The 21,696-nt window shown below is 46.8% G+C and carries 13 protein-coding genes; 8 read left to right on the top strand and 5 right to left on the bottom strand.

Annotation, left to right across the window (positions count from 1 at the left end; all coding sequences use genetic code 11):
* From JHD69_RS03805 to JHD69_RS03790, 4 genes are read left to right on the top strand one after another with little or no spacing between them, the layout of a single operon-like run.
* Positions 1-1,134: a glycoside hydrolase family 26 protein gene (locus JHD69_RS03805; protein WP_199137555.1), complete on the top strand. Its 1,134-nt coding sequence runs from the start codon at positions 1-3 to the stop codon at positions 1,132-1,134.
* Positions 1,131-2,957 (top strand): sodium:solute symporter family protein, encoded by a 1,827-nt coding sequence (locus tag JHD69_RS03800; protein WP_199137553.1) that lies wholly within the window; start codon positions 1,131-1,133, stop codon positions 2,955-2,957. The genes JHD69_RS03805 and JHD69_RS03800 overlap by 4 nt, the downstream gene beginning before the upstream one ends.
* Before the next feature lie 8 nt (positions 2,958-2,965).
* Positions 2,966-4,183 carry a glycoside hydrolase family 130 protein gene (locus tag JHD69_RS03795; protein ID WP_199137551.1) on the top strand — a complete coding sequence of 406 codons (1,218 nt, stop codon included), beginning with the start codon at positions 2,966-2,968 and terminating at the stop codon, positions 4,181-4,183.
* Positions 4,184-4,186: 3 nt separating this feature from the next.
* Positions 4,187-5,392: an AGE family epimerase/isomerase gene (locus JHD69_RS03790; RefSeq protein WP_199137549.1), complete on the top strand. Its 1,206-nt coding sequence runs from the start codon at positions 4,187-4,189 to the stop codon at positions 5,390-5,392.
* Here JHD69_RS03790 and JHD69_RS03785 read toward each other — a convergent pair.
* Positions 5,389-6,948, bottom strand: a complete 1,560-nt coding sequence (locus tag JHD69_RS03785) for a sulfatase family protein (RefSeq protein ID WP_233165679.1) — start codon at positions 6,946-6,948, stop codon at positions 5,389-5,391. The genes JHD69_RS03790 and JHD69_RS03785 overlap by 4 nt on opposite strands.
* Before the next feature lie 191 nt (positions 6,949-7,139).
* Here JHD69_RS03785 and JHD69_RS03780 point away from each other — a divergent pair, with 191 nt between their 5' ends.
* The 4 genes from JHD69_RS03780 (at position 7,140) to JHD69_RS03765 (ending at position 12,978) form a co-directional block, all read left to right on the top strand.
* Positions 7,140-8,159, top strand: coding sequence for a LacI family DNA-binding transcriptional regulator (locus tag JHD69_RS03780; RefSeq protein ID WP_199137547.1), 1,020 nt, complete (start codon positions 7,140-7,142; stop codon positions 8,157-8,159).
* Positions 8,160-8,288: 129 nt separating this feature from the next.
* Positions 8,289-9,770, top strand: coding sequence for a xylulokinase (locus JHD69_RS03775; RefSeq protein ID WP_199137545.1), 1,482 nt, complete (start codon positions 8,289-8,291; stop codon positions 9,768-9,770).
* A 20-nt stretch (positions 9,771-9,790) separates the two neighbouring features.
* Positions 9,791-11,122 carry a xylose isomerase gene (xylA, locus tag JHD69_RS03770; protein WP_233165677.1) on the top strand — a complete coding sequence of 444 codons (1,332 nt, stop codon included), beginning with the start codon at positions 9,791-9,793 and terminating at the stop codon, positions 11,120-11,122.
* A gap of 155 nt (positions 11,123-11,277) precedes the next feature.
* The gene (locus JHD69_RS03765; protein WP_199137543.1) at positions 11,278-12,978 is read left to right on the top strand and encodes a sodium:solute symporter family transporter; all 1,701 of its coding nucleotides are present in this window, start codon (positions 11,278-11,280) and stop codon (positions 12,976-12,978) included.
* A 195-nt stretch (positions 12,979-13,173) separates the two neighbouring features.
* Here JHD69_RS03765 and JHD69_RS03760 read toward each other — a convergent pair whose 3' ends face one another.
* The 4 genes from JHD69_RS03760 to JHD69_RS03745 form a co-directional block, all read right to left on the bottom strand.
* Complete coding sequence (locus tag JHD69_RS03760; protein WP_199137541.1) at positions 13,174-16,011, bottom strand: outer membrane beta-barrel protein; 2,838 nt, start codon at positions 16,009-16,011, stop codon at positions 13,174-13,176.
* Positions 16,012-16,018: 7 nt separating this feature from the next.
* Positions 16,019-17,263, bottom strand: coding sequence for a 6-bladed beta-propeller (locus JHD69_RS03755; protein WP_199137539.1), 1,245 nt, complete (start codon positions 17,261-17,263; stop codon positions 16,019-16,021).
* Between the two features lie 107 nt (positions 17,264-17,370).
* Positions 17,371-19,413, bottom strand: coding sequence for a sulfatase-like hydrolase/transferase (locus JHD69_RS03750; protein WP_199137538.1), 2,043 nt, complete (start codon positions 19,411-19,413; stop codon positions 17,371-17,373).
* Positions 19,414-19,422: 9 nt separating this feature from the next.
* Complete coding sequence (locus tag JHD69_RS03745; protein WP_199137537.1) at positions 19,423-21,693, bottom strand: glycosyl hydrolase family 95 catalytic domain-containing protein; 2,271 nt, start codon at positions 21,691-21,693, stop codon at positions 19,423-19,425.
* Between the last annotated feature and the right edge of the window lie 3 nt (positions 21,694-21,696).

The raw sequence follows: 21,696 nt of genomic DNA, 5'->3' as shown, positions 1-21,696 counted from the left end.
ATGAAGATACACCGATCCTATTTAGCTACCCTTGCCCTTTGCCTGCTTTCGTGGTGGGCAAAAGCCCAGCAACTGAGCGATGCGCGAGCCACGGCAACTACCCAAATACTGTATAAAAACCTCTATCGGCTCAGCCAAAAACATACCTTGTTTGGCCATCAGGATGACTTGGCCTACGGCGTAAACTGGAAATACGTTAACGGCAAAAGCGATATCAAAGCCGTTGTAAACGATTATCCTGCAGTATACGGCTGGGACATGGCCCGCATTGAACTCGATTCGGCCAATAACATTGATGGTGTGCCATTCGAAAAGATGCGGAAATACATTAAAGAAGGCTATCAACGTGGGGGCATCATTACCCTAAGCTGGCATTTCAACAATCCGTTAAGCGGTGGTTCATCTTGGGATACTACCCAAAATGCAGTGGCCTCTATCTTGCCGGGAGGCGCCAAACACGAGCTTTACAAATCGTGGCTCGATAAAGCAGCCCGCTTCATGCACAGTCTCCAAGGTCCCAAAGGCGAAGCCATCCCTATCCTGTTCAGGCCATTCCACGAACTCACTGGCGATTGGTTTTGGTGGGGCAGCAAAACGTCAACCCCTGCACAACTCAAGGCAGCCTGGCGCTTTACCATCAACTATTTAAGAGCCGAAAAGCAATTGCATAACCTTATCGTGGTTTACAACACCAACGATTTTACTACCGAGACGGCTTACCTGGAACGTTATCCTGGCGACGACGTGGTAGACCTGCTCAGCTTTGACCATTATCAATTCGACACCCAGCCTCAAAAAGACTTCATCAAGGCCGTTCGGCACGAAATGACGCTGCTCACCCAAATAGCAAAGGCCAAGCACAAACCCATGGCCTTTGCCGAAACGGGTTACGAGGCCATACCCGACACCAACTGGTGGACCCAAACTTTATGGCCCGTTATCAAAGATTTTCCGGTGGCTTATGTATTGGTTTGGCGCAACGCCGGCTATTCGCCCAGCATGAAAAAAATGCACTACTACGCACCTTACCCTGGCCAGGCATCGGCCAACGACTTTCAAAGATTTTACCAGAACCCTAAAATTTTGTTCGAGAAAAAATTGAGCACCCTAAAAATATACCAAGCCAAAAAATGAAACTCCATCTCCTCGACATTCTTATTCTCCTCGCCTATCTGGCTACCATGATCCTCATTGGCTTTTACATGAAAAACAAAGCCAAGCAAGACAAGGAAAGCTATCTAATGGGTGGCAAAAAACTGCCTTGGTACATGTTGGGTCTCAGCGATGCCAGCGACATGTTCGACATTAGCGGCACCATGTGGATGGTAGCTCTTTGTTTCGTTTACGGCTTCAAAAGTATCTGGATTCCTTGGTTATGGCCGGTTTTTAACCAAGTGTTTATGATGATGTTCCTGTCAAAATGGCTCCGGAGATCGAACGCAACAACCGGTGCCGAATGGCTCAAAACCCGCTTCGGCCTGCAAGGCAAGGGCGTCAAAAGTTCGCATATCGTGGTTATCGCCTTTGCGCTGATCAGCTGTCTGGGCTTTTTGGCCTATGGATTTGTGGGCTTGGGCAAGTTTGTACAGGTTTTTGTGCCTTGGGATTTGATTAAGGACTATGTGCCTTTTCAGGTAGCCGACAAATATGTACCCCATTTCTATGGTATCGTTTTTACGCTCTTTGCCATGTTCTATTCAATTTTGGGAGGCATGCATAGCATTGTGCTGGGCGATGCCATTAAATATTTGATCATGACCTTGGCCTGCATTGCTATTGGCGTTATTGCCGTACAGCATTTGCAGCATCAATCGCTCAACGTACCCAAAGGCTGGAACAACCCCTTCTTTGGCTGGCATTTAAACCTCGACTGGAGCAAGATCGCCGCTGAGGCCAACAAAAAAATAGCCGACGATGGCTTCAGTCTGTTTGGCATTTTCTTTATGATGATGCTCATGAAGGGCATTTTCGCTTCGCTGGCTGGCCCGGCTCCCAACTACGACATGCAAAAAGTACTGAGTACGCGCAGCCCCAAGGAAGCCAGCAAAATGACCGGTTTTGTGAGCATTGTACTTTTGCCCATTCGCTACTCTATGATTACCGGCTTAACCGTGCTGGCCCTGCTTTACTACAACCAGCTTTACCTGAAAGGCCCCGATGGCGTTACCGATTTTGAACGCATCTTGCCGGCTACCATCAACAACTTCTTGCCGGTTGGCGTTTTGGGCCTGGTACTTACCGGCTTGCTCGGTGCTTTTATGGGTACTTTTAGTGGCACACTCAATGCTGCACAGGCCTACATTGTAAACGATATTTACCTGAAATACCTTAACCCGCAGGCCAGCACCAAAAAAATCATGTCGATGAACTATATGGTTGGCATTGCGGTGGTGGTAGTAGGCGTATTTTTTGGCTTTTTGGCCCATAACGTCAATGATATTCTGCAATGGATTGTAGGCGGCCTGTACGGTGGCTACGTAGCCGCCAACTGCCTCAAATGGTACTGGTGGCGTTTTAATGCCAATGGTTTTTTCTGGGGTATGGCCGTTGGCGTTGGCGCCGCCTTGCTGATGCCTTATGTAACCACCGGATTGCCGTTATACTGGTGGCCGTTGCTGTTTGTACTTTCGCTGATCGGTTGCCTAATTGGTACCTACACCGCCCCTGCAACAGACACGCAAGTACTCCAATCATTTTACAGAACCGTAAGGCCCTGGGGCTTTTGGCAACCCATACACCAGTTGGTAGCTGCCCAAGACCCCAATTTCAAGGCCAACAAAAACTTCGGACTTGACATGTTTAACGTAGCGCTGGGCATTGTTGCCCAATTATGCCTTACCATATTTCCGATGTACCTCATTACCGGCATGTACCAGCCCCTGGGCTTCACCATTGCCGTGCTGGTGGTTATTATTTTCATTTTAAAAAGAACCTGGTGGAACAAACTAGAAGACTAACACATACCATGAATACAAATTTCGAACAACGCATTGCAAAATTAGCCCACGATCAAGAAGTACTGATCAATACTCCTAATGTTAAACTGGAAACGGCAAATGGCATTTTTAACCGCTATCAGCATCCGGTACTTACCGCCGCGCACGTTCCTTTCAACTGGAAATACGACCTCAATCCGCTAAGCAATCCCTACCTGATCGAAAGATTTGGCATCAACGCCGTGCTCAATGCCGGCGCCATGAAATGGCAAGGCAGATATATCTTGATGGCCCGTGTGGAGGGAACCGACCGCAAATCGTTTTTCGCCATTGCCGAAAGCCCTAACGGAATAGACCATTTCCGCTTTTGGGATTACCCGGTAATAATGCCGGAAACCGACGAGCCCGACACCAATGTGTACGACATCAGGCTGGTTGAACACGAAGACGGTTGGATTTACGGCCTTTTTTGCACCGAGCGCAGAGATCAGTCGGCTCCAGCAGGCGATCAATCGGCGGCCATCGCCCAATGTGGCATCGCCCGGAGCAAGGATCTGGTAAAGTGGGAAAGACTGGCCGATTTGAAAACGCCGTCGCCACAGCAAAGAAACGTCGTGCTGCATCCAGAATTTGTGAATGGCAAATATGCTTTTTACACCCGGCCGCAGGATGGCTTTGTAGAGGCCGGCAACGGTGGCGGCATTGGCTTTGGTTTGGCGGCCAATATCGAAAACGCCATCATTGAGGAAGAAACTGTAATCGACAGAAAAATTTACCACACGGTTTACGAAGCCAAAAACGGCTTGGGACCAGCACCGATCAAAACGCCGCAAGGTTGGTTACATTTGGCGCATGGCGTAAGAAATACCGCCGCTGGACTACGCTATGTACTTTATATGTTCATGACCGACCTGAACGACTTGACCAAGGTTACGCACAAGCCTGCCGGCTACTTTTTGGCTCCGGAAGGTAATGAGCGCGTGGGCGATGTATCGAACGTAGCCTTTAGCAATGGCTGGATTGCCGATGAAGACGGAACGGTGTATATTTACTACGCTTCTTCAGATACTCGCATGCATGTAGCCACCAGCACGATACAACAGCTTACCGATTACGTGATGAACAACCCTGCCGATGGCTTGCGTTCGGCCACTTCTGTACGCACAATTATCGACATCATTGAAGCAAATCAAAGCCTGCACGGCACTCAAACTATAGCCAATTTAAACGGAAAAGCCACCTATTAATACATGAATACCGCCACATTGCATCAGTTTAAATCGGAAATGAATGCCGAACTGGAAGATTTGCTCACCTGGTGGGCCAAGTATACGGTAGACCAAGAAAATGGTGGTTTTTATGGGCAAATCGATAATCAGAACCAAGTCAATGCCGAGGCGCCCAAAGGCCTTGTGCTTAATGCCAGAATACTTTACACCTTTTCTTCAGCCTATCTGCTTCAAAAAAAAGCGGTCCATTTGGAACTCGCCCATCGTGCATTTGATTACCTGGTACAGCATTTTACAGATGAGGTTGATGGCGGTTTTTATTGGTCGGTCGATGCCAAAGGCCAGCTACTCGACGGCAAAAAGCAAATCTATGGGCAGGCCTTTGCCATTTATGCGCTCGCCGAATATTACAAGGCCACGGCAAATCCAAAAGCCTTGGACTTGGCCAAAGCCACGTTCAGGCTCATCGAGCTCTACAGTTTTGACCCCACCCAATTGGGCTATTTTGAAGCATTTACCAGAGCATGGACCAACATCGCCGACCAAAGGCTAAGCGCCAAAGACCAGAACGAAAAGAAGACCATGAATACCCATTTGCACATCATCGAGGCTTACGCCAACCTGTACGGCATTTGGCCCAACGAAATCCTGAAAAAAGCCATCGAGTTGCTGCTGCAGAATTTTAGCGAACACATTATTCATCCTCATACCTTTCATCTCCAGCTGTTTTTTGACAACGACTGGAAAGTAAAATCGACCCCGATTTCTTTCGGGCATGACATTGAAGCCTCCTGGCTGCTCGAAGAAGCCGCGCATGCCTTAAAAAACGAAACGACCATCGTTCATTACAGACAACTGGCCTTGCAAATGGCCAACGCCAGTTTAAAAGGACTTGATGAAAATGGAGCCCTCTGGTACGAATACGATCCCGCCCATAAACACTGGGTCAAAGAGCTACATTGGTGGCCACAAGCCGAAGCCATGGTCGGTTTTTTTAATGCCTGGCAAATCAGCGGGCACGAGCACTTTTTGCGCCACACCCTGCAAATATGGGATTTTGTAAAAAAACACCTGAAAGACCAAAAAAACGGCGAATGGTTTTGGGGCCTCCGCAGCGATTACAGCGTGATGCTGGGCGAAGACAAGGCCGGTTTTTGGAAGTGTCCCTACCACAACGGACGCGCCTGCATGGAACTGATCAAAAGAATTGACAGCTTGGGAGACTAATTTTCTTTTTTCAAGATCCCCTCGGCCAATTGGTCTTTGTTTTCGATGGTCAAAGCCAGCAGTTTTGCTTTTAAGGTGGCAATCAATGCTTGTTTCGACTTGTCATTGTACAGGTTCTTCATTTCGTGCGGATCTGTTTTCAGGTCGTAAAACTCCCAAAAATCCTGTTGTCCATAAAACCTGATCAGCTTATAACGATCGGTACGGATTCCGAAATGTTTACGCACGCTATGCTCGGCCGGAAATTCGTAGTAATGGTAATACACCGACTCCCTGATTTTCTCTTTGCCGTTTTTCAATACCTGCACAAATGATTTGCCCTGGATTTCCTTCGGAACAGACACCCCCGCCAAATCTAGGAAAGTAGGCGCAAAATCTACATTCGACACCAATTGCGATACTTTCGAATGGGGTTTCACCACTTTCGGGTAACGCATGATAAAAGGGGCATGCATCGATTCTTCATACATAAAGCGCTTGTCGAACCAGCCGTGCTCGCCCATGTAAAAGCCTTGATCGGAAGTATACACCACAATGGTATTTTCAGACAGTTTGTTTTTGTCCAGGTAGTCCATAATCTCGCCAATATTTCGATCCAGCGAAACCGTAGTGGCCAAATAGTCTTTCATGTAGCGCTGGTACTTCCATTCGATCAGGGCCTTTCCGCTCAGCTGTTGTTTAACCATGTCGTTTTGCACCGAGTCATAATATGCATTCCACGCTCTTTGTTGCACGGCGTTCATCCGTTTGGTAGCATTCATGGCGCTTTTAGGATCTGCGGGATCATTTTTCATCTTCAGGTCATAACCCAGCTGCATGGTTTTGGCTATGCTCATGTCTTGGGTTTGCGCGGCGATACGGTCTTGATAATCGTCGTAGAAATTTGGAGGCAAGGCAAATTTAACCTGCTCAAAACGCCTCAAATCCCTCGCATCAGGCATCCACGGCCGGTGTGGCGCCTTTTGGCCAATAATGACGCAAAAAGGCTTGGTCTTATCGCGCTTGTCGAGCCAATCAACCGTCAGGTTGGTAATGATGTCCGTACAATAACCTTCTTTCCTAACCGTATCTCCCTGCATGCCGATCAAATCTGGGTTATAATATTGACCTTGATCCGGCAAAATGCTCCAATAATCAAAACCTTGCGGATAGTTCTTCAGATGCCACTTGCCTATCCATGCCGTTTGAAAACCCGCTTGCTGCAAGCGTCTCGGAAAAACATCTTGTGCCGCATCAAACTGGTCTCGGTTATCGCGCAACCCATTTACATGGCTGTATTTACCGGTAAGCAAGGTTGCTCGGCTTGGTGCACACAGCGAATTGTTGACAAAGGCATTGGTGAAAGTTACCCCTTGTTTAGCCAATTGATCGATATGAGGACTTGCCCCATATTTTGCGCCATAAGCGCCAATGGTAGACAAGGCATGGTCGTCTGAAATAATGATCACAATATTGGGCCTGTTTTGTTTTTGCGCCCAAAGCGGATTGGCAAAAAAGCCGAATAGAAAGCAGGCCAGCATACAGCTGATGCCTTTTAGATTAAGTTTGGTATTCATAGAGATAGATTTTCATCCAATTTAGCACAAATTGACGAACATCACTTGTTTTCGCACAAGATCTTGCACAAACAGAAAAATACAATCGATTGCATAAACCCGGCGCAGCGTGTACAAGAAGACGAAAGGGGTCTTTATTTTTTTAACTGGATTGCTAAAAAGTTTCGTGGATTTTACTTTACTTTAACTTGTTGAAAAAGAAAACCACCATATACGACATTGCCAAAGCGCTTAACATTACGGTATCTACCGTATCGAGGGCACTTAGTGGTTTTCCGGCAATTAGCGAGACTACCCGCAATGCAGTGATTGCCACTGCCAAACGCCTCAATTATAGTCCCAACCGGCTAGCTTCTGCTTTAAAGTCGGGCAAAACCCACATCATTGGGGTCATTGTACCCAGCGTGCAGGCCCATTTTTTCGCCTCTGTTATCCACAGCATTGAAGAAGGCTTGAAAGGTATGGGCTATCGGGTAATCCTCTATCAATCGAACGAGTCGGTTGAAAACGAAATCAATGGCGTTAAAACCTTATTGGAGGCGCAGGTTGATGGCATTATCGCCTCTATGTCGCTCGAAACCGAAGATGTGTCGCATTTCGCCGAAGTCATTGCCCAGCACAAGCCCCTTATTCTGTTCGACCGGGTGCACGACGAGTTGAAAGTACCCACCGTAACGCTCAACGACTTTAGGGCAGGCTACCTGGCTACCCAGCACCTGATAGACCGGGGCTACAAAACCATCGCCTTTGTAACGACCAGCCATCGGGTAAAAATATTCAATGATCGTTTAAACGGCTACAAAGCGGCTTTAAAAGACAACCAGTTGCCACTGATCGAAGAGCATATCATTTTGGGAGGCTTATCCATCAAAGACGGCAGATTTGGAGCGGGCAAGTTGATGCGTAACCATCAAAAACCCGATGCCATTATTGCTGGCGACGATTTTACCGCCCTCGGGGTCATCAAGAAGCTGATCGAAATTAACGAAACCCCACCGAAAATCGGGGTGATTGGCTTTGCCAACGAGGCTTTTTCGGCCTACATCACGCCTACGCTATCAACCATAGACCAACATGCCAACCAAATGGGCCACGAGTGCGCCCAGCTTTTCCTGAAAATGATCCAACAGGAAAATCCTTACAAACAGATTGACCATATTATATTGGAACCTGCGCTTATAGAAAGGCAATCGACCGAAATCAGGAACTAATTCCGACCCGCTTTCTGCACCAGAAAACCCTTATTATCAAAACTTTCTTTAAAAATACTTGACAATAAAGAATAGCGCACCTATATTTATGCAACCGTTTGCATAACCAAATATAAAAACTCAGCTTTCATGTATTTATTAGGGATCGACATAGGCACTTCGTCTATTAAAGTAGCAGTTGTGGAGATAGGCAGCCAAAAAACCGTGGCCATGGCCCAATATCCCGATGAAGAAATGCCTATCCAATCGCGCGAACCGGGCTGGGCCGAACAATCGCCTTTGGATTGGTGGCAACATACGCAACAAGCTATCCTCAGGCTCAATGCTTCGGGCTTATTCGACCCGAAAGCCATTAAAGCTATCGGCATTGCCTATCAAATGCATGGCTTGGTGGTGGTTGACCAACAGCAGCGGCCTTTGCGCAGCAGCATCATTTGGTGCGACAGCCGTGCCGTTGAACTGGGCGAACAGGCCTTCAATAGCATCGGCCAGGCATATTGCCTGCAGCACCTGCTCAATTCGCCCGGCAATTTTACTGCGGCTAAACTGGCCTGGGTAAAACAACACGAACCCGAAATCTACAGGCAAATCGACAAAATCATGCTTCCCGGCGATTTCATTGCCCTACAGCTCACTGGCGAAAGCACCACCAGCATAGCCGCCCTGTCGGAAGGTGTTTTTTGGGATTTTGAACGAGACGAAATCTCCAGCGAAGTAATGGATTATTACGGCTTTTCAACCGAGCTCATCCCTCCTATTAAACCCTTATTTGGCATACACGGCTATGTGAAGGAAGACATTGCACAACTTTTGGGCCTAAGTCCGCATATTCCGGTAGCCTATAAATCGGGCGACCAGCCCAACAACGCCCTTTCGCTCCATGTACTTCAACCCGGCGAAGTAGCCGCCACAGCAGGCACCTCTGGTGTTATTTATGGCATTAGCGATCGGCTTACCTACGACCTGCAATCGCGGGTAAACAGTTTTGCCCATGTAACCTACACCCCTGCCCAAAAGCATATCGGTGTGTTGCTCTGCATTAATGGAACGGGCAGCCTATACCGCTGGGCCAAACACAACTTTGCGCCCCAGCTTAGCTATGCACAACTTAACGAACTGGCCGCGCAGGCTCCCATCGGCAGCCGGGGCTTAAGGGTACTGCCTTTTGGCAATGGCGCAGAGCGCATGCTGAACAACCAATATACCGGCGCACAGTTATTGGGCATAGACCTGAACCTGCACAACCAAGCCTGTATTTTTAGGGCCGTACAAGAAGGCATTGCCTTTGCCTTTAGGTACGGACTGGATATTTTGCGCGAAAATGGCATGCAGCCCCAAGTCATCAGGGCCGGCATGGCCAACTTGTTTTTGAGCGAAGTATTTACCCAAACCTTTGTCGACGTTACCGGAATTCCAGTAGCGCTTTACGATAGCAACGGTAGCGTAGGTGCGGCTTTAGGTGCCGGAATTGGCGCCGGAATTTTTGCCAGTCCGGCCGATGCCTTTACACACCATCAACCGCTTCAATACATTGAACCTCAAAATGCGCAAGCCTACGAAAGCATTTACCAAGACTGGAAAGTGCTGCTCAATAAAGCCTTGTCATCATAACCAGCACAAAACACTTAAACATGATTAAAGTAACAAAAGGAGCAAAGGAATTTTTTAAGGGGATTGGCCAGATCCAATTCGAAGGCCTGCAAAGCGATAATCCGCTGGCATTTAGATGGTACGACGCCAACCGTGTTGTGGCCGGCAAAACAATGGCCCAGCATTTCAAATTTGCCTGTGCCTATTGGCATTCTTTTAACGGCAGCGGGGCAGATCCCTTTGGAGGCCCAACGCATATTTTTCCCTGGGACGAGCAAAAAGATGTCATTGCACGCGCCAAAGACAAAATGGACGCGGCTTTTGAGTTCATGACCAAGATGCAGCTGCCCTATTACTGTTTTCACGACGTAGATGTGGTAGATTACACCAACGATGTGGCGCTCAACGAAAGCCGCCTGCAGGAACTTGTAACCTATGCCCAACAAAAGCAGGCCGAAAGTGGCGTAAAGCTGCTTTGGGGCACGGCCAACCTGTTTAGCCACGAACGTTATATGAATGGCGCAGCCACCAACCCCGATTTCAATGTGTTGGCCCATGCCGGCGCGCAGGTAAAAGCCGCTTTAGATGCCACCATTGCTTTGGGTGGTGAAAACTATGTTTTTTGGGGTGGCCGCGAGGGCTACATGAGCCTGCTCAACACCAACATGAAGCGCGAACAGGAACATTTAGCCCAATTTTTACATGTAGCCAAAGACTACGCTCGAAAGCAAGGCTTTAAAGGTACTTTCTTGATCGAGCCTAAACCCTGCGAACCGTCTAAACACCAGTATGATTATGATGCGGCTACCGTAAAAGGCTTTTTGCAACAATACGACCTGTTAAAAGACTTTAAGCTTAACCTCGAAGTAAACCATGCTACCTTGGCTGGACACAGTTTTCAGCACGAATTGCAGGTAGCTGTGGATAGTGGCTTACTGGGCTCGATAGATGCCAATCGTGGCGATTACCAAAACGGCTGGGATACCGACCAGTTTCCGAATGATATTAACGAACTGACCGAAGCCATGTTGATCATTTTGGAAGGTGGAGGCTTGCAGGGCGGAGGCGTAAATTTCGATGCCAAAATCCGCCGCAATTCTACTGATCCTGCCGATCTGTTTTATGCGCACATTGGAGGCATGGATATTTTTGCCCGGGCGCTGCTTACTGCCGATGCCATTTTGCAAAAATCGGATTACCCCAAAATAAGGGAAGAACGTTATGCCTCTTTTGATGGCGGCCATGGCGCAGCTTTTGAACAAGGCAAATTGAGTTTGGAAGATTTAAGGAACCATGCCGCAACCCACGGCGAACCAGAAAAGCGCAGCGGCAGGCAGGAGTATTTAGAAAACCTGATTAACCGATATATCTGATCCATAGGATGGATATGGGTAGCAAAGTTGCGGTTGAAAAAGACAATCCGCTCAAACGCAAACGTTTGTTCATTAATAATCTTGTTAGAATTAAAAATGATAAATGCTGATTTTGTACATTTAGAAAACCTAAACTTTAAACCAAATATTTTTTAATGAAAAACAACCTGTTGGACTTTAAGGATTATATTGTAATCTTAATCTATTTCATCGTTGTAGCAGCTTACGGCTTTTACATCTACTACAAAAAGAAATCAAAAACCGGCGACTCGAAAGACTATTTTTTGGCAGAAGGCTCATTAACCTGGTGGGCTATTGGCGCCTCGTTAATCGCCTCCAACATCTCGGCCGAGCAGTTTATCGGCATGAGCGGTTCGGGCTTTAAAATGGGCCTGGCCATTGCCACCTACGAGTGGATGGCTGCCGCCACCCTCATTGTTGTCGCTGTGTTCTTTATTCCGGTTTACCTCAAAAACAAGATCTTTACCATGCCCCAATTCCTGCACCAGCGCTACAACGGCACGGTGGCTATGATTATGGCGGTGTTTTGGCTGATGTTGTATATTGTGGTTAACCTCATGTCGATTTTATACCTTGGTGCCTTAGCCATCAGCAATATTTCTGGCCTGCATATCTTTTTGTGTATTATCCTACTTGCCGTATTTGCCATCATCATTACCCTTGGAGGCATGAAGGTAATTGGCTACACCGACGTTATCCAAGTCTTCTTCCTTATTTTGGGCGGCTTGGTGGCCACTTATATTGCGCTTGAGCTACTTGCCACCAAATCTGGCACAAGCGGCCTATTAAATGGCTTAAACATACTGAAAAGCGAGGCCAACGACCATTTTCATATGATTTTTAGCAAGGATAACAAAAACTATGTAAGCCTACCGGGCCTTTCGGTATTAATTGGCGGTATGTGGATCGTAAACCTTAACTATTGGGGCTGTAACCAATACATCACGCAACGTGCCTTGGGCGCCGATTTGAAAACAGCCCGTGGAGGCATTCTATTTGCGGCCTTTTTAAAGCTGCTCATGCCCGTAATTGTAGTATTGCCAGGCATCGCGGCCTATGTGCTTTACACCAAATACGGCATGTTCCATACCGAAATGCTGGATTCGAAAGGCGTTGTAGACGTAAACAAAGCCTATCCAAACTTGCTGAACCTGCTTCCAATAGGCATTAAAGGCTTGGCCTTTGCTGCACTTATCGCAGCCATAGTAGCTTCGTTGGCCGGCAAGGCCAACAGTATTGCCACTATTTTTACCTTAGACATTTATAAAAAAGCCATCAACAAAGAGGCAACCGAAAAGAACCTGGTTGGCATTGGAAAGATTACGGTAATTGTGTCCATTTTAATTGCAGTTGTGCTTTCTGTCATTATAGGCGAACAGCTCATGGGTGAAGGCAAACAGGGCTTTAACTATATCCAAGAATACACCGGTTTCGTTTCTCCGGGTATTTTTGCCATGTTTATTTTGGGTTTCTTCTGGAAGAGAACGACTTCAAACGCAGCCTTATTCGCGACCATTGGAGGTTTTATTTTCTCTATCGTCTTGAAATTCCTGCCAAACTGGGCAAACCTCAGCTTCTTAACTCCTTATGGCTTGTTCCAGCCTAATTATGACAACAAAGGCATTTACGAAATTCCTTTTATCGACAGAATGGGCATTGTGTTTATCCTCTGTATCATAGGCATGAGCATTATTACCAATATCGAAAACAGAAAGGGCGTTACTCCTAAAGGCCTCGAGGTTGACACGAGCATGTTCAAGACTTCGAAAAGCTTTACCATCGGCGCATTAGTGATCATTGCCTTGCTAACCGCACTTTATACCATTTACTGGTAAGCCAAGTTTATTCGCAAAAAAAATCCCCGACCGTTAATTCGATCGGGGATTTTTTTTGTGGGCAGCACAGCCATTGTTGCTTAAACCTGATGGCAGCGGGCACGAAGTAAAGCGGACAGCAGGGCGAGCTTTGCCATGAAATGCGGTCTTGGCTTTTCAAAAAAACAAAACTGGCTTCTCCGGCCTGCCATTCTATTATTTTTTCTTATCAGGCGTACCGAAAATACGTGGGTAATAAGACAAAGTAGTCATAAAATATTGTTGCAAAACAGTTTGCGTGCCCGTGGTTAACCCATTGGCCCTGGCAAAAATGATCGCGCTGGTATTCTGGTGCAACAGGTCTAACGCGGCCAATTTAAACTCTGCGCTGTTATTTTTGAAGAAGCGGTAAGTAACATTGGCATTCCAGATGGTAAAATTGATGGCGTCGGTATTGTTAGACGTAGTCTTGTTGAAATTAATGTTGCTGCTCAGCGTCAGCTTTTTGGTGATATTGTAGCTGGCACTCAAACTGTTCATATAATTGGCTCCTCTATATTCGGTATTAAAGTTGCGTTGCTTTGAACGCGAAGGGCTAAAGCTGGTACTGGCTTCTACAGCCAGCTTATCGTTGAGCGTATAAAAAACATTGAGCGCATTATTGCTTCGCAGCAAGTTGGAAAAATTGAGCACGCCGTTAACGTAGCCTGGATTTTTCGAAAAGTCGATATTCGAATTCAGCCTCAGCTGTATTTCGCCTTTTTTAAGCTTATAGGCCTTATTAACACTGATAGACCCATTGAGTGTGCGTGTTCCATTAACGTTTACGGTATAGCTGGCCTGCCGGTTCTGCGCATCCACAAAAAGGCTGTCGGCAAAGCCGTTGTTGACCATTTCGGCATTGACACTGGCATTATAATTAAAGGTGTTCTTCTTTTTTTGGTCGGTATGGCTATAAGAAAACCTAAAACCATGTACTTGAGCCTCGCGCAGGCCAAGGTTGCCAAGGCGAATACTATAAAGGTTAATGCTGTCGGTTAGCGGCGCCAATTGGTTGATGTTGGGAATACGCATATTCTGCTGGTAAGTGATGTTGATCGATTCAAAAAAATCGCCATATTGGAAGTTAGAGTAGCTGATATTGGCATTAGGCAAAAACCGGCTATAGGTTTTGCGGATGTTCTGGAAACTCTTCGTCGATTTATTGTCCTGCACAATAATACTTTGGCTCAACCCAACGGAAAACCTCAGGTTCTTAGAAAAGCGGTTGGCCAGGCTTTTTCCAAAGCTCCGTTGTATATTCAGTTCGGGCTGTTCTTCTAGCTGATTGGTGGTTAAACGGCTGCTCAGGTAATTGTTGTTTTTATAGGTACCCGTAAGGGCATCCAAGTCTTCGGCCAGGTTAATGCTCTTGGTATTGCCCAGTTTAAGCGAATTTTTCAAACTCATGCCCAGACGGCTAGTAAACCGGCTCAGTTTAAAAATGTTGGTCATTTGAGGGAGCTCCAAGACCAGGCTCTGCTGGGTATTATCGACTTGGTTATCATAGCGCCTTTCTAGTTTTCTGCTGGTCGATGTATTGACGAAAGACCTGAAATCGGACTGGCTGTTGCTCTGGTTCTGGTTCGAATTGGCATCTAAGGCATAGTTAACGTTGATATAGTTGAACAGCCTAAATGCCTTCGGCGTAAAATCGAATTTGCTTTTTCGGTAATTAGCGGCAAAATGAAAATTGGTCGTTTGGCTTTCGCTGGTGTTTACCGCGGCGTTCTGGCTCACCAATACCCGCTGGTTATCAAACGAACTGCTTAGCGACTGGCTGTTGCTTTGCGAATTGTTTTTGGTTAAGCGCTGTGTAAAGTCTACCGTGTGGTTTTTATTGGCATATTGGTACATGGCATCCAAGTTTTGGATGTTATAATCGGAATGGCTCTTGCTGCTGGAGCTGCCGTACAGCTGGTCGGCATTGGCAATGGTGGTGATGCTTTCATTCTGCGACTCATTCTGGAAATCGCGGTTTTGGCCAAAGTAATTCACAGACAAGCTACTTCTTTTGTTGTAGTCGGGGTTTTCCTTAAAATCATATTTGAATATCAAGCCACCGGTACTGGGCTTGGCAATGCCTGTAGCCCTAAAATCGGGTTGGTAGCTGATATTCGCCCCTATACCCTTAAAAGTGCTGTTAGACAATAATGTAGATGCACTACTGGCAGTCTTGTTTACATTGTTGCTGGCGCCCACTATGCCCACCTGCATTTTTGAGGTATAGATGTTCAGGTTGCCATCGGCTTCATATCGTTTGTTGGTGCCTAAACCCGCCCCTATTTTGCCAAACATGCCGAATTTCTTGCTGGTCTTGAGCTTGAGGTTCATGATGAGGTTCGAATCGAGCGGATTTTGTTCGTTCTTTTGATTATATACCTGTACTTTTTGGATTGCCTGCTTGCTGATGTTCTGCAGAGCGATTTTAGGATCGTTTCCAAAAAATTCCTTTCCATCCACAAAAACACTCGTAACCGCCTTGCCATTAACGGTAATGGCACCATCGCCCCAAAGGGTAATGCCTGGCGTGCGACGGAGTACATCCTCTATAACGGCATTCGAATCAAGCTTAAAGGCAGCCGGATTGATTTCGAGGGTATCGCCGTTCATGCTGATGGGTGGCACTTTCACCACAACTTCCTTGAGGGTAAAATCGCGTACCTTCAAAATCAGGGTACCAAAATCGTGTACATTGGTGCTGGCCCCAACGGTAAACTTTTGGTCGAGGGTTGTATAGCCCAAATGGCTTACTTCCAGCCTTAGCGGAATGCCAACGGGCAGGTTTTTTACATTAAATTCGCCATAATTATTGCTCAACTGGTAATTGAGCAAAGTGCTGTCTTTTTCGCGGTAAACAGAAATGGTGGCTGTTTTAACCACATATTTATGCACCGTGTCTCTTAAAATGCCCTTTACGCTTCCAGGCGCCACTGGCTTGGCTTGTTGGGCGACGCAAAAATGAGAGGTAAAGGCCAATAGCATGGCCATAAGGAGAACGTTATACAAACGCATATAGACCTTAGTTTTTCTTAGGTTTTAACTGGATGATTACGGGATTGCTCTTTCTATTCTGCGTTTTAAAATAATCGGTTAAAACCGCATTATACTTCGGGTTTTTGCTGGCACTTTGTTCCTTAAAGGCAAACATGGCGAGTGAGGAATAACTGGTGTACAAATAGCTGTCTTTGTACAAGAGAAAGCCCCTATTTAGAAAATCATAGCCCACTCCAGAATCATTGATAGGCAAATAGAAGCTCTTTTCGTCGGGTTCGATATCATTCATAGACAACAAGGCACCCGATTTAACATTGTAGGCCAGCATATTCTTTTTTGCACCATTCCAAACGCCTAACCTAAAGAGCAGGTTATCGCCAATAAACATCACATTGCCAAGACTGTAAACCTTGCCACTGTTGTCTTGGAAGTACTTTGTGCGTTTTTTCTTGTAGATGGGATTGGTAACAAAATCATTGGGCAACGACATGTTCATCGGAAAGATCAGCCTGTAAGCGAGCGAAAGGCCATTGGCGTTGCCCTCAAAGATAGAATAATCGTAAAAGCGGGTAAACCAAAACCGGTCTCTTTGCTCGCTGAGCCAAAAATTTTCGCCTGCCCCGATAAAATCGTCATCGTTGTAGCGGTTGGTCTTGAAAGGGAAATAGGTTAAAATTCCTTTGTTTTTATTGTAGATGCCTACATCATACGATATCGAATCGTCTTTTTTGGCGATATAGTTAACCCGAACATAATTGACCTTATCATTAAAATATTTCCTGTTATCGGGCATATCTTCGGGCTTGACCTTTTTAACCAATTTCCCATTGATATCATAGTAAAAAAAGAACTTGTTCGAATTAATCTGGATATAGCCTACCCCATTCTCTTCCTGCAGGTTGAAGCCCCAAATACCTTGTTCCTTCGAATCGGCATCGAATGGCAATTTGGATGCATCGATTTTGGTTTTGTACTTGCCGGACTTGGTAAAGATTAAAACAGCCCTGGTGTCGTAATCGAATATGACGTAATGATCGTTTAAGATTTCGAGTTGGGCAATAGCGCCGAACAGGCTTTCTTTAGTGGTTTCTAGGGGCGTAAAGCTTACCTCATCGAAAATTTCGGAGACTGGCGCACCCATGGCGGCGTTCGGGTCGATGCGCAATGTTTGTACGTGCGAGCTGTCAACCTTGGCAGTTTGGGCCAGAGCGTAATGGCCAAACAATGCACAGCACCATAGCCCTGCAACAGCGGTTAATTTAGTTTTCATTTGGTTAGATGGTCCTTATTCTGTATGTAAAGCTATTGTTCTGATCTGATTAAACAAAGCTCGGTTAACTGTTTTAACCTATTTTAATTAATTTCTTTTTCAATGGATTAATGGTATAAACTACCAACGCCGATTGCTTTGGCACTTGCACCATCTTCGGCCCATAAAAGCTTGATGGTTTTGGCATCCTTAACGGTAAGGGTAAACGGATGGTAGCCTGCCTTGAGCCTGATGCTGTTCTGCAATTGTTTATTGGCCACATAGCCATAATCAGCATCTATGATTACCGCTTCGTGCAATCGCAAAAAGGCTTTGCCATTGGTGCTTAAAGCAAAAGTGTATAAACCATCACTGGCAACTTTGATATAGCCCGAAAACTCGTAAACATTAGCTTTGGCTACCGGCTTAATGGCAATTTCGTTGGTTGTAACTGTACGCAGGGCCGATAGGCCTCCGGTTTTGGGCACCCAAGCAGCTTTGTCGTTAAAGGCCTTCAGTACTGCTCCTGCTTGGGGTGCAGCCAGCGTTATGGCAGGTACAAGCTCCTCGTCGTAGGGACGTTTGGCCTCTGCATCGCTTCTTCTCAGCTGCAACACCTTGGCTTTCATTTGTGCTTGCAACTGGGCATTGTCCTTGGCCAAATCGGTAGCTTGATGGGTATCGCTAACCACGTTGAACAACTGAAAATCATCATTGGCCGATTTGACGTTGTAACGCAGCCCCACGATATCGCCAATGCGGATCATTTGCATCTGGTTGCGCAGCTTGCCACGGTTGTTGGGTGCATACTCGCTGTAGTTTGGCGTTTTGCCCGATTCGAAATACTCTGAATAGATTAAACTAGGGGCTTGCTTGCCTTTTTGCAACAACGAAGGCAACAGTGAAACGCCATCGGTAACCGCCGGTGCGCTTAAACCCGCCGCCTCCACAAAGGTCGGCATCCAATCGTACGAAATATTGGGCGAAGCCACTACAGTGTTCGGTGCAATGTGTTTGGTCCATTGGGCAATGACCGGCATGCGCATGCCACCTTCCAGCACATCTCTTTTAATGCCATCAAAAGGGCCAAAACTGTCGAAGAAATTGGCTTCGTAAGGTACGTTGGGCTTAGGCAAGTAGGCTTCGATAGAAGGGCCGTTGTCTGAGCTGAAAATCACCAAAGTATGATCGTCTATCTTTAGGTCGCTCAGCAGCTTCAACAAATCGCCAATTTCATCGTCGAGGCGTTTGGTGGTGGTGGCAAAACGTTTATAGGTGTCGGGCCATGGCTTTTCGGGTGTGGCCGGATTTTTATCGTCATCATAAGTGGCATGGGCATACAACGGGTCGGTCCAGCTATCGGGTGTTCCATGCGCGGTATTGATCATTTCGCCAGGTTTGCCCAACCATTGCAATCCACCGTTTAAGCCCCCGCCTTGCGGATAGGAACCCGTTGGCTGTTCCAAAACTGCATGGGGCGTATCATAAGCCAAATACATAAAAAAGGGCTGGTCGGCACTTCTTTTGGCCTGCTGGATGATCCAATCTTTGGCCTTTGCCGTCCATAAATCGCCGGTATAGCATTTGTCGAGTGCGGCCGAGACTTCGGTTCGGTTTTCCCAAACTTCCTTTTTGCCTCTGTAAATGCCCTCTTTGGGATAATGTTCGTGCCCATCCGAATGGCGCATGTAGCCATAAAAGTAATCGAAGCCCCGATTTAGCGGATGTGCTGGCCAGTCTTTGCCCGTTCCCTGCAAACCCCATTTGCCAATGGCTACCGTTTTATAGCCTGCTTTTTGCAGCACGGTACCCAGCGTATGGTTGTTGGCCAAGGCCTTGTCGAACTGGTTGTCGCGCACGTTGGCATGCCCTTGGCTTTGGCCCAAAAGGATCGATGCCCTAGACGGCGCACAAACCGGTGCGGCGCAATAGCTCTGCGTTAAAATGGCTCCGTTGGCTGCCATTTGATCCAAACTTGGCGTTAGGGCAAAAGGCAAGGCCTTGTTATTTTGCTGGGCCCGCTGGTTTTGAAAGAAAACCCCGACGTCGCCATAGCCCAAATCGTCGGTTAAAATAAAGATGATATTTGGTTTTTTCGTTTTTTGCTGTGCATAGGTTGGCCATGCCAGAAGCACAAAAAGACCAAGCAGGATAGGCATGTTTTTTTTCATCGTTGTTTCTTATTCGTAACCATTTTCGAAGCTAATGCTTTCGCCTTTGTTTAGGCTTACCCGCGCCAAACCGTCTTGTCCAAATTTTACTCTTTTGGCGTCTATTTCCTTTACGACAGCTATTTTAAAAGGCAGTTTGATGGCCAATAAACCACCCTTTTCTGCCTTAATACTAACTTTTGCCGGAACGCCGTTCTGCTTTTGGGCACTAACCAAAAAGGCGCCTTCTGCCCTCAGGTTTTCGAACGAAGCGTTTTTCCAATCGCGTGGCACGGCAGGAAAAACCTCAATATAGCCTTCCCTGCTTTGCAGCAAGAGTTCGTTTACACCCTGCGCAAAGGCAAAATTGCCTTCCAGGGTAAAGGGCCGGTAGGTAAAGCCCGAATATTGGCCGCCTTTTTGGTCGCCGTTTAGGTGAAAGCTGTTAGGCGAACAGAAGTTGTTGGCAAAAATCTGTAACTGTTTTACGGCTTTATCGGCTTCGTAGGCACGGGCATACAATGAAGCCATCCAGCTGAACGAATAGCCACACCAGCCACGGGTGCCCTTTTCTTCAATGCGTTTTAGCGAATTGCTGATGCGCAACTTGTCTTCCCCGCGGTTTACATCAAGCAAGGCCAGCGGATAAATAGCCATGTACTGCGAAAAATGGCGATGTGAGCTGTTCAGGTTCTGGCCTGGGGCAACGGTAAAGCCCGTCTCGTTCACTTCGAAATCAGGCAGTTGCTTTAATATCGACAGCCAATGTTGGCTTTCGGCCGCTTGCCCGTTGGCTTGGCTTACTTCGGCGGCGACCTTGAACAGGAATTTGCTCAGGCCCAAATCAAAATTGCTCCAGTTTAGAAACCAGGCATTAATGCTGTTGTCGTTATACTCTGGACTTGAGCTTAACGGCAGTTTGCGTACGCCGTTTTCAACGTAAGTAATATTTTCCAAATAAGTAGCGGCATCGTGGATGTAAGGATAGGCCCTTGTTTTCAGGAAGGTTTTGTCCATCGAGTACTTCCATTGCCAATAAAAATGCTGCGATGCCCAGGCACTTACCGTTGGCGACATCGAATATTGGATCCAACCACCCATGGGATCGCCATTTAAGGTAACCACACCGGGTACATTTAAGCCTTCTACCCCAAAATACTGTTTGGTGTAGGCCAAATTCTTATCCCTGATTTTCCACAGCCAATCGGTAAAGGTGGCGGCTTCGACCAAGCGGTTGCCGGTATAGGCCGGCCAATAGCTGAGTTGGGTATTCAGGTCGTTGTGAAAATCGCCCTTCCAAGGAGGCAAGCTTCCGTTATCGGCTGTCCAAATGGCTTGCAGGGTAATGGCTGGCGCTCCTTTTCTCGATACGCAACCTAATTTATACAGCTCGAGGTAATACTGTTTTTCGAGCAAGGTATCTGGCAAGCTAACCGACGATTGCTTCCAGTAGTTTTTCCACCACGCCAAGTGCGTATCCCAGCCGGTTGGTTCTTTTACTTGGGTAGACAGGTTGGCCATTACCGCAGGCTTATTGCTGCTGATGGTCCATGAACCAATGATTTTATGGCCTGGCTGCTGCTGCCATTTGATGAGCACTTCAAAATAATGGCCATCGGCTGTAGGCTGATGGTAGACAATGCTATTGGCAGTTTGCTTTACCGTGCCTTTGGCATAGCCCAGTTTGCCCAATCCCTGGCCCGCATGGCTATTATCATTGGTACCATTTGCGCTGGTGTTATAGTTGTGTACCATAAGCTGAGGCAAAATAGCGGCTGATTTGAGGTTTTCGAAACTAAAATAGCCTTCTGGTTTAGTGGCATGAATATAACAGTTAAATACCGTTCCGTTTTCAAATTTGATGGTATTGAGTGCCTCTTTGATGCTGAGCACGTTAGATTTTACCTTGCCCAAGGCACTGATGTCGAACTCGATAGCCGCCGCAGGGAGCTTGGTCGGGTAAGGCACATTATCGTAAGGCTCATCGCCGATTTTTTGCACCGGACGGTAATCTTTTTTGAGCACTTGCTCTTTTACCCACTTGAAGTTGAGCTTGCTCATGTCGAGCGCTTTCCGTTCGTCCCACAAGTCGGCGCGGTCTAAAGAAAGTCGTAGTTTGTCGCCCTTTTGCCAAACCAAGGCGCCCAGCATGCCATTGCCCAAAGGCATGGCCTCATCCCACTTATTGGCCAATTTGTTAAAAACAAGGTTGTGCTTGGTTTCGTTTTGCGCCCAGGCAACCTGCAACACGCCACACAACAAGCCCAGGCACGCAATCTTCTTGATCAATAGTGCTTTCATAAG

This window comes from Pedobacter sp. ASV12, assembly GCF_016429155.1.
Classification (GTDB): Bacteria; Bacteroidota; Bacteroidia; order Sphingobacteriales; family Sphingobacteriaceae; genus Pedobacter.
The sequence above is the reverse complement of the archived record's forward strand: the minus strand, read 5'-3'. Positions and strand labels throughout refer to the sequence as shown.

What these genes read in the sequence shown, in the direction of transcription:
- JHD69_RS03805 (WP_199137555.1), top strand. Translation starts at nt 1, where the DNA reads ATGAAGATACACCGATCCTATTTAGCTACCCTTGCCCTTTGCCTGCTT.
- JHD69_RS03800 (WP_199137553.1), top strand. Translation starts at nt 1,131, where the DNA reads ATGAAACTCCATCTCCTCGACATTCTTATTCTCCTCGCCTATCTGGCT.
- JHD69_RS03795 (WP_199137551.1), top strand. Translation starts at nt 2,966, where the DNA reads ATGAATACAAATTTCGAACAACGCATTGCAAAATTAGCCCACGATCAA.
- JHD69_RS03790 (WP_199137549.1), top strand. Translation starts at nt 4,187, where the DNA reads ATGAATACCGCCACATTGCATCAGTTTAAATCGGAAATGAATGCCGAA.
- JHD69_RS03785 (WP_233165679.1), bottom strand. Translation starts at nt 6,948, where the DNA reads ATGAATACCAAACTTAATCTAAAAGGCATCAGCTGTATGCTGGCCTGC.
- JHD69_RS03775 (WP_199137545.1), top strand. Translation starts at nt 8,289, where the DNA reads ATGTATTTATTAGGGATCGACATAGGCACTTCGTCTATTAAAGTAGCA.
- xylA (WP_233165677.1), top strand. Translation starts at nt 9,791, where the DNA reads ATGATTAAAGTAACAAAAGGAGCAAAGGAATTTTTTAAGGGGATTGGC.
- JHD69_RS03765 (WP_199137543.1), top strand. Translation starts at nt 11,278, where the DNA reads ATGAAAAACAACCTGTTGGACTTTAAGGATTATATTGTAATCTTAATC.
- JHD69_RS03760 (WP_199137541.1), bottom strand. Translation starts at nt 16,011, where the DNA reads ATGCGTTTGTATAACGTTCTCCTTATGGCCATGCTATTGGCCTTTACC.
- JHD69_RS03755 (WP_199137539.1), bottom strand. Translation starts at nt 17,263, where the DNA reads ATGAAAACTAAATTAACCGCTGTTGCAGGGCTATGGTGCTGTGCATTG.
- JHD69_RS03750 (WP_199137538.1), bottom strand. Translation starts at nt 19,413, where the DNA reads ATGAAAAAAAACATGCCTATCCTGCTTGGTCTTTTTGTGCTTCTGGCA.
- JHD69_RS03745 (WP_199137537.1), bottom strand. Translation starts at nt 21,693, where the DNA reads ATGAAAGCACTATTGATCAAGAAGATTGCGTGCCTGGGCTTGTTGTGT.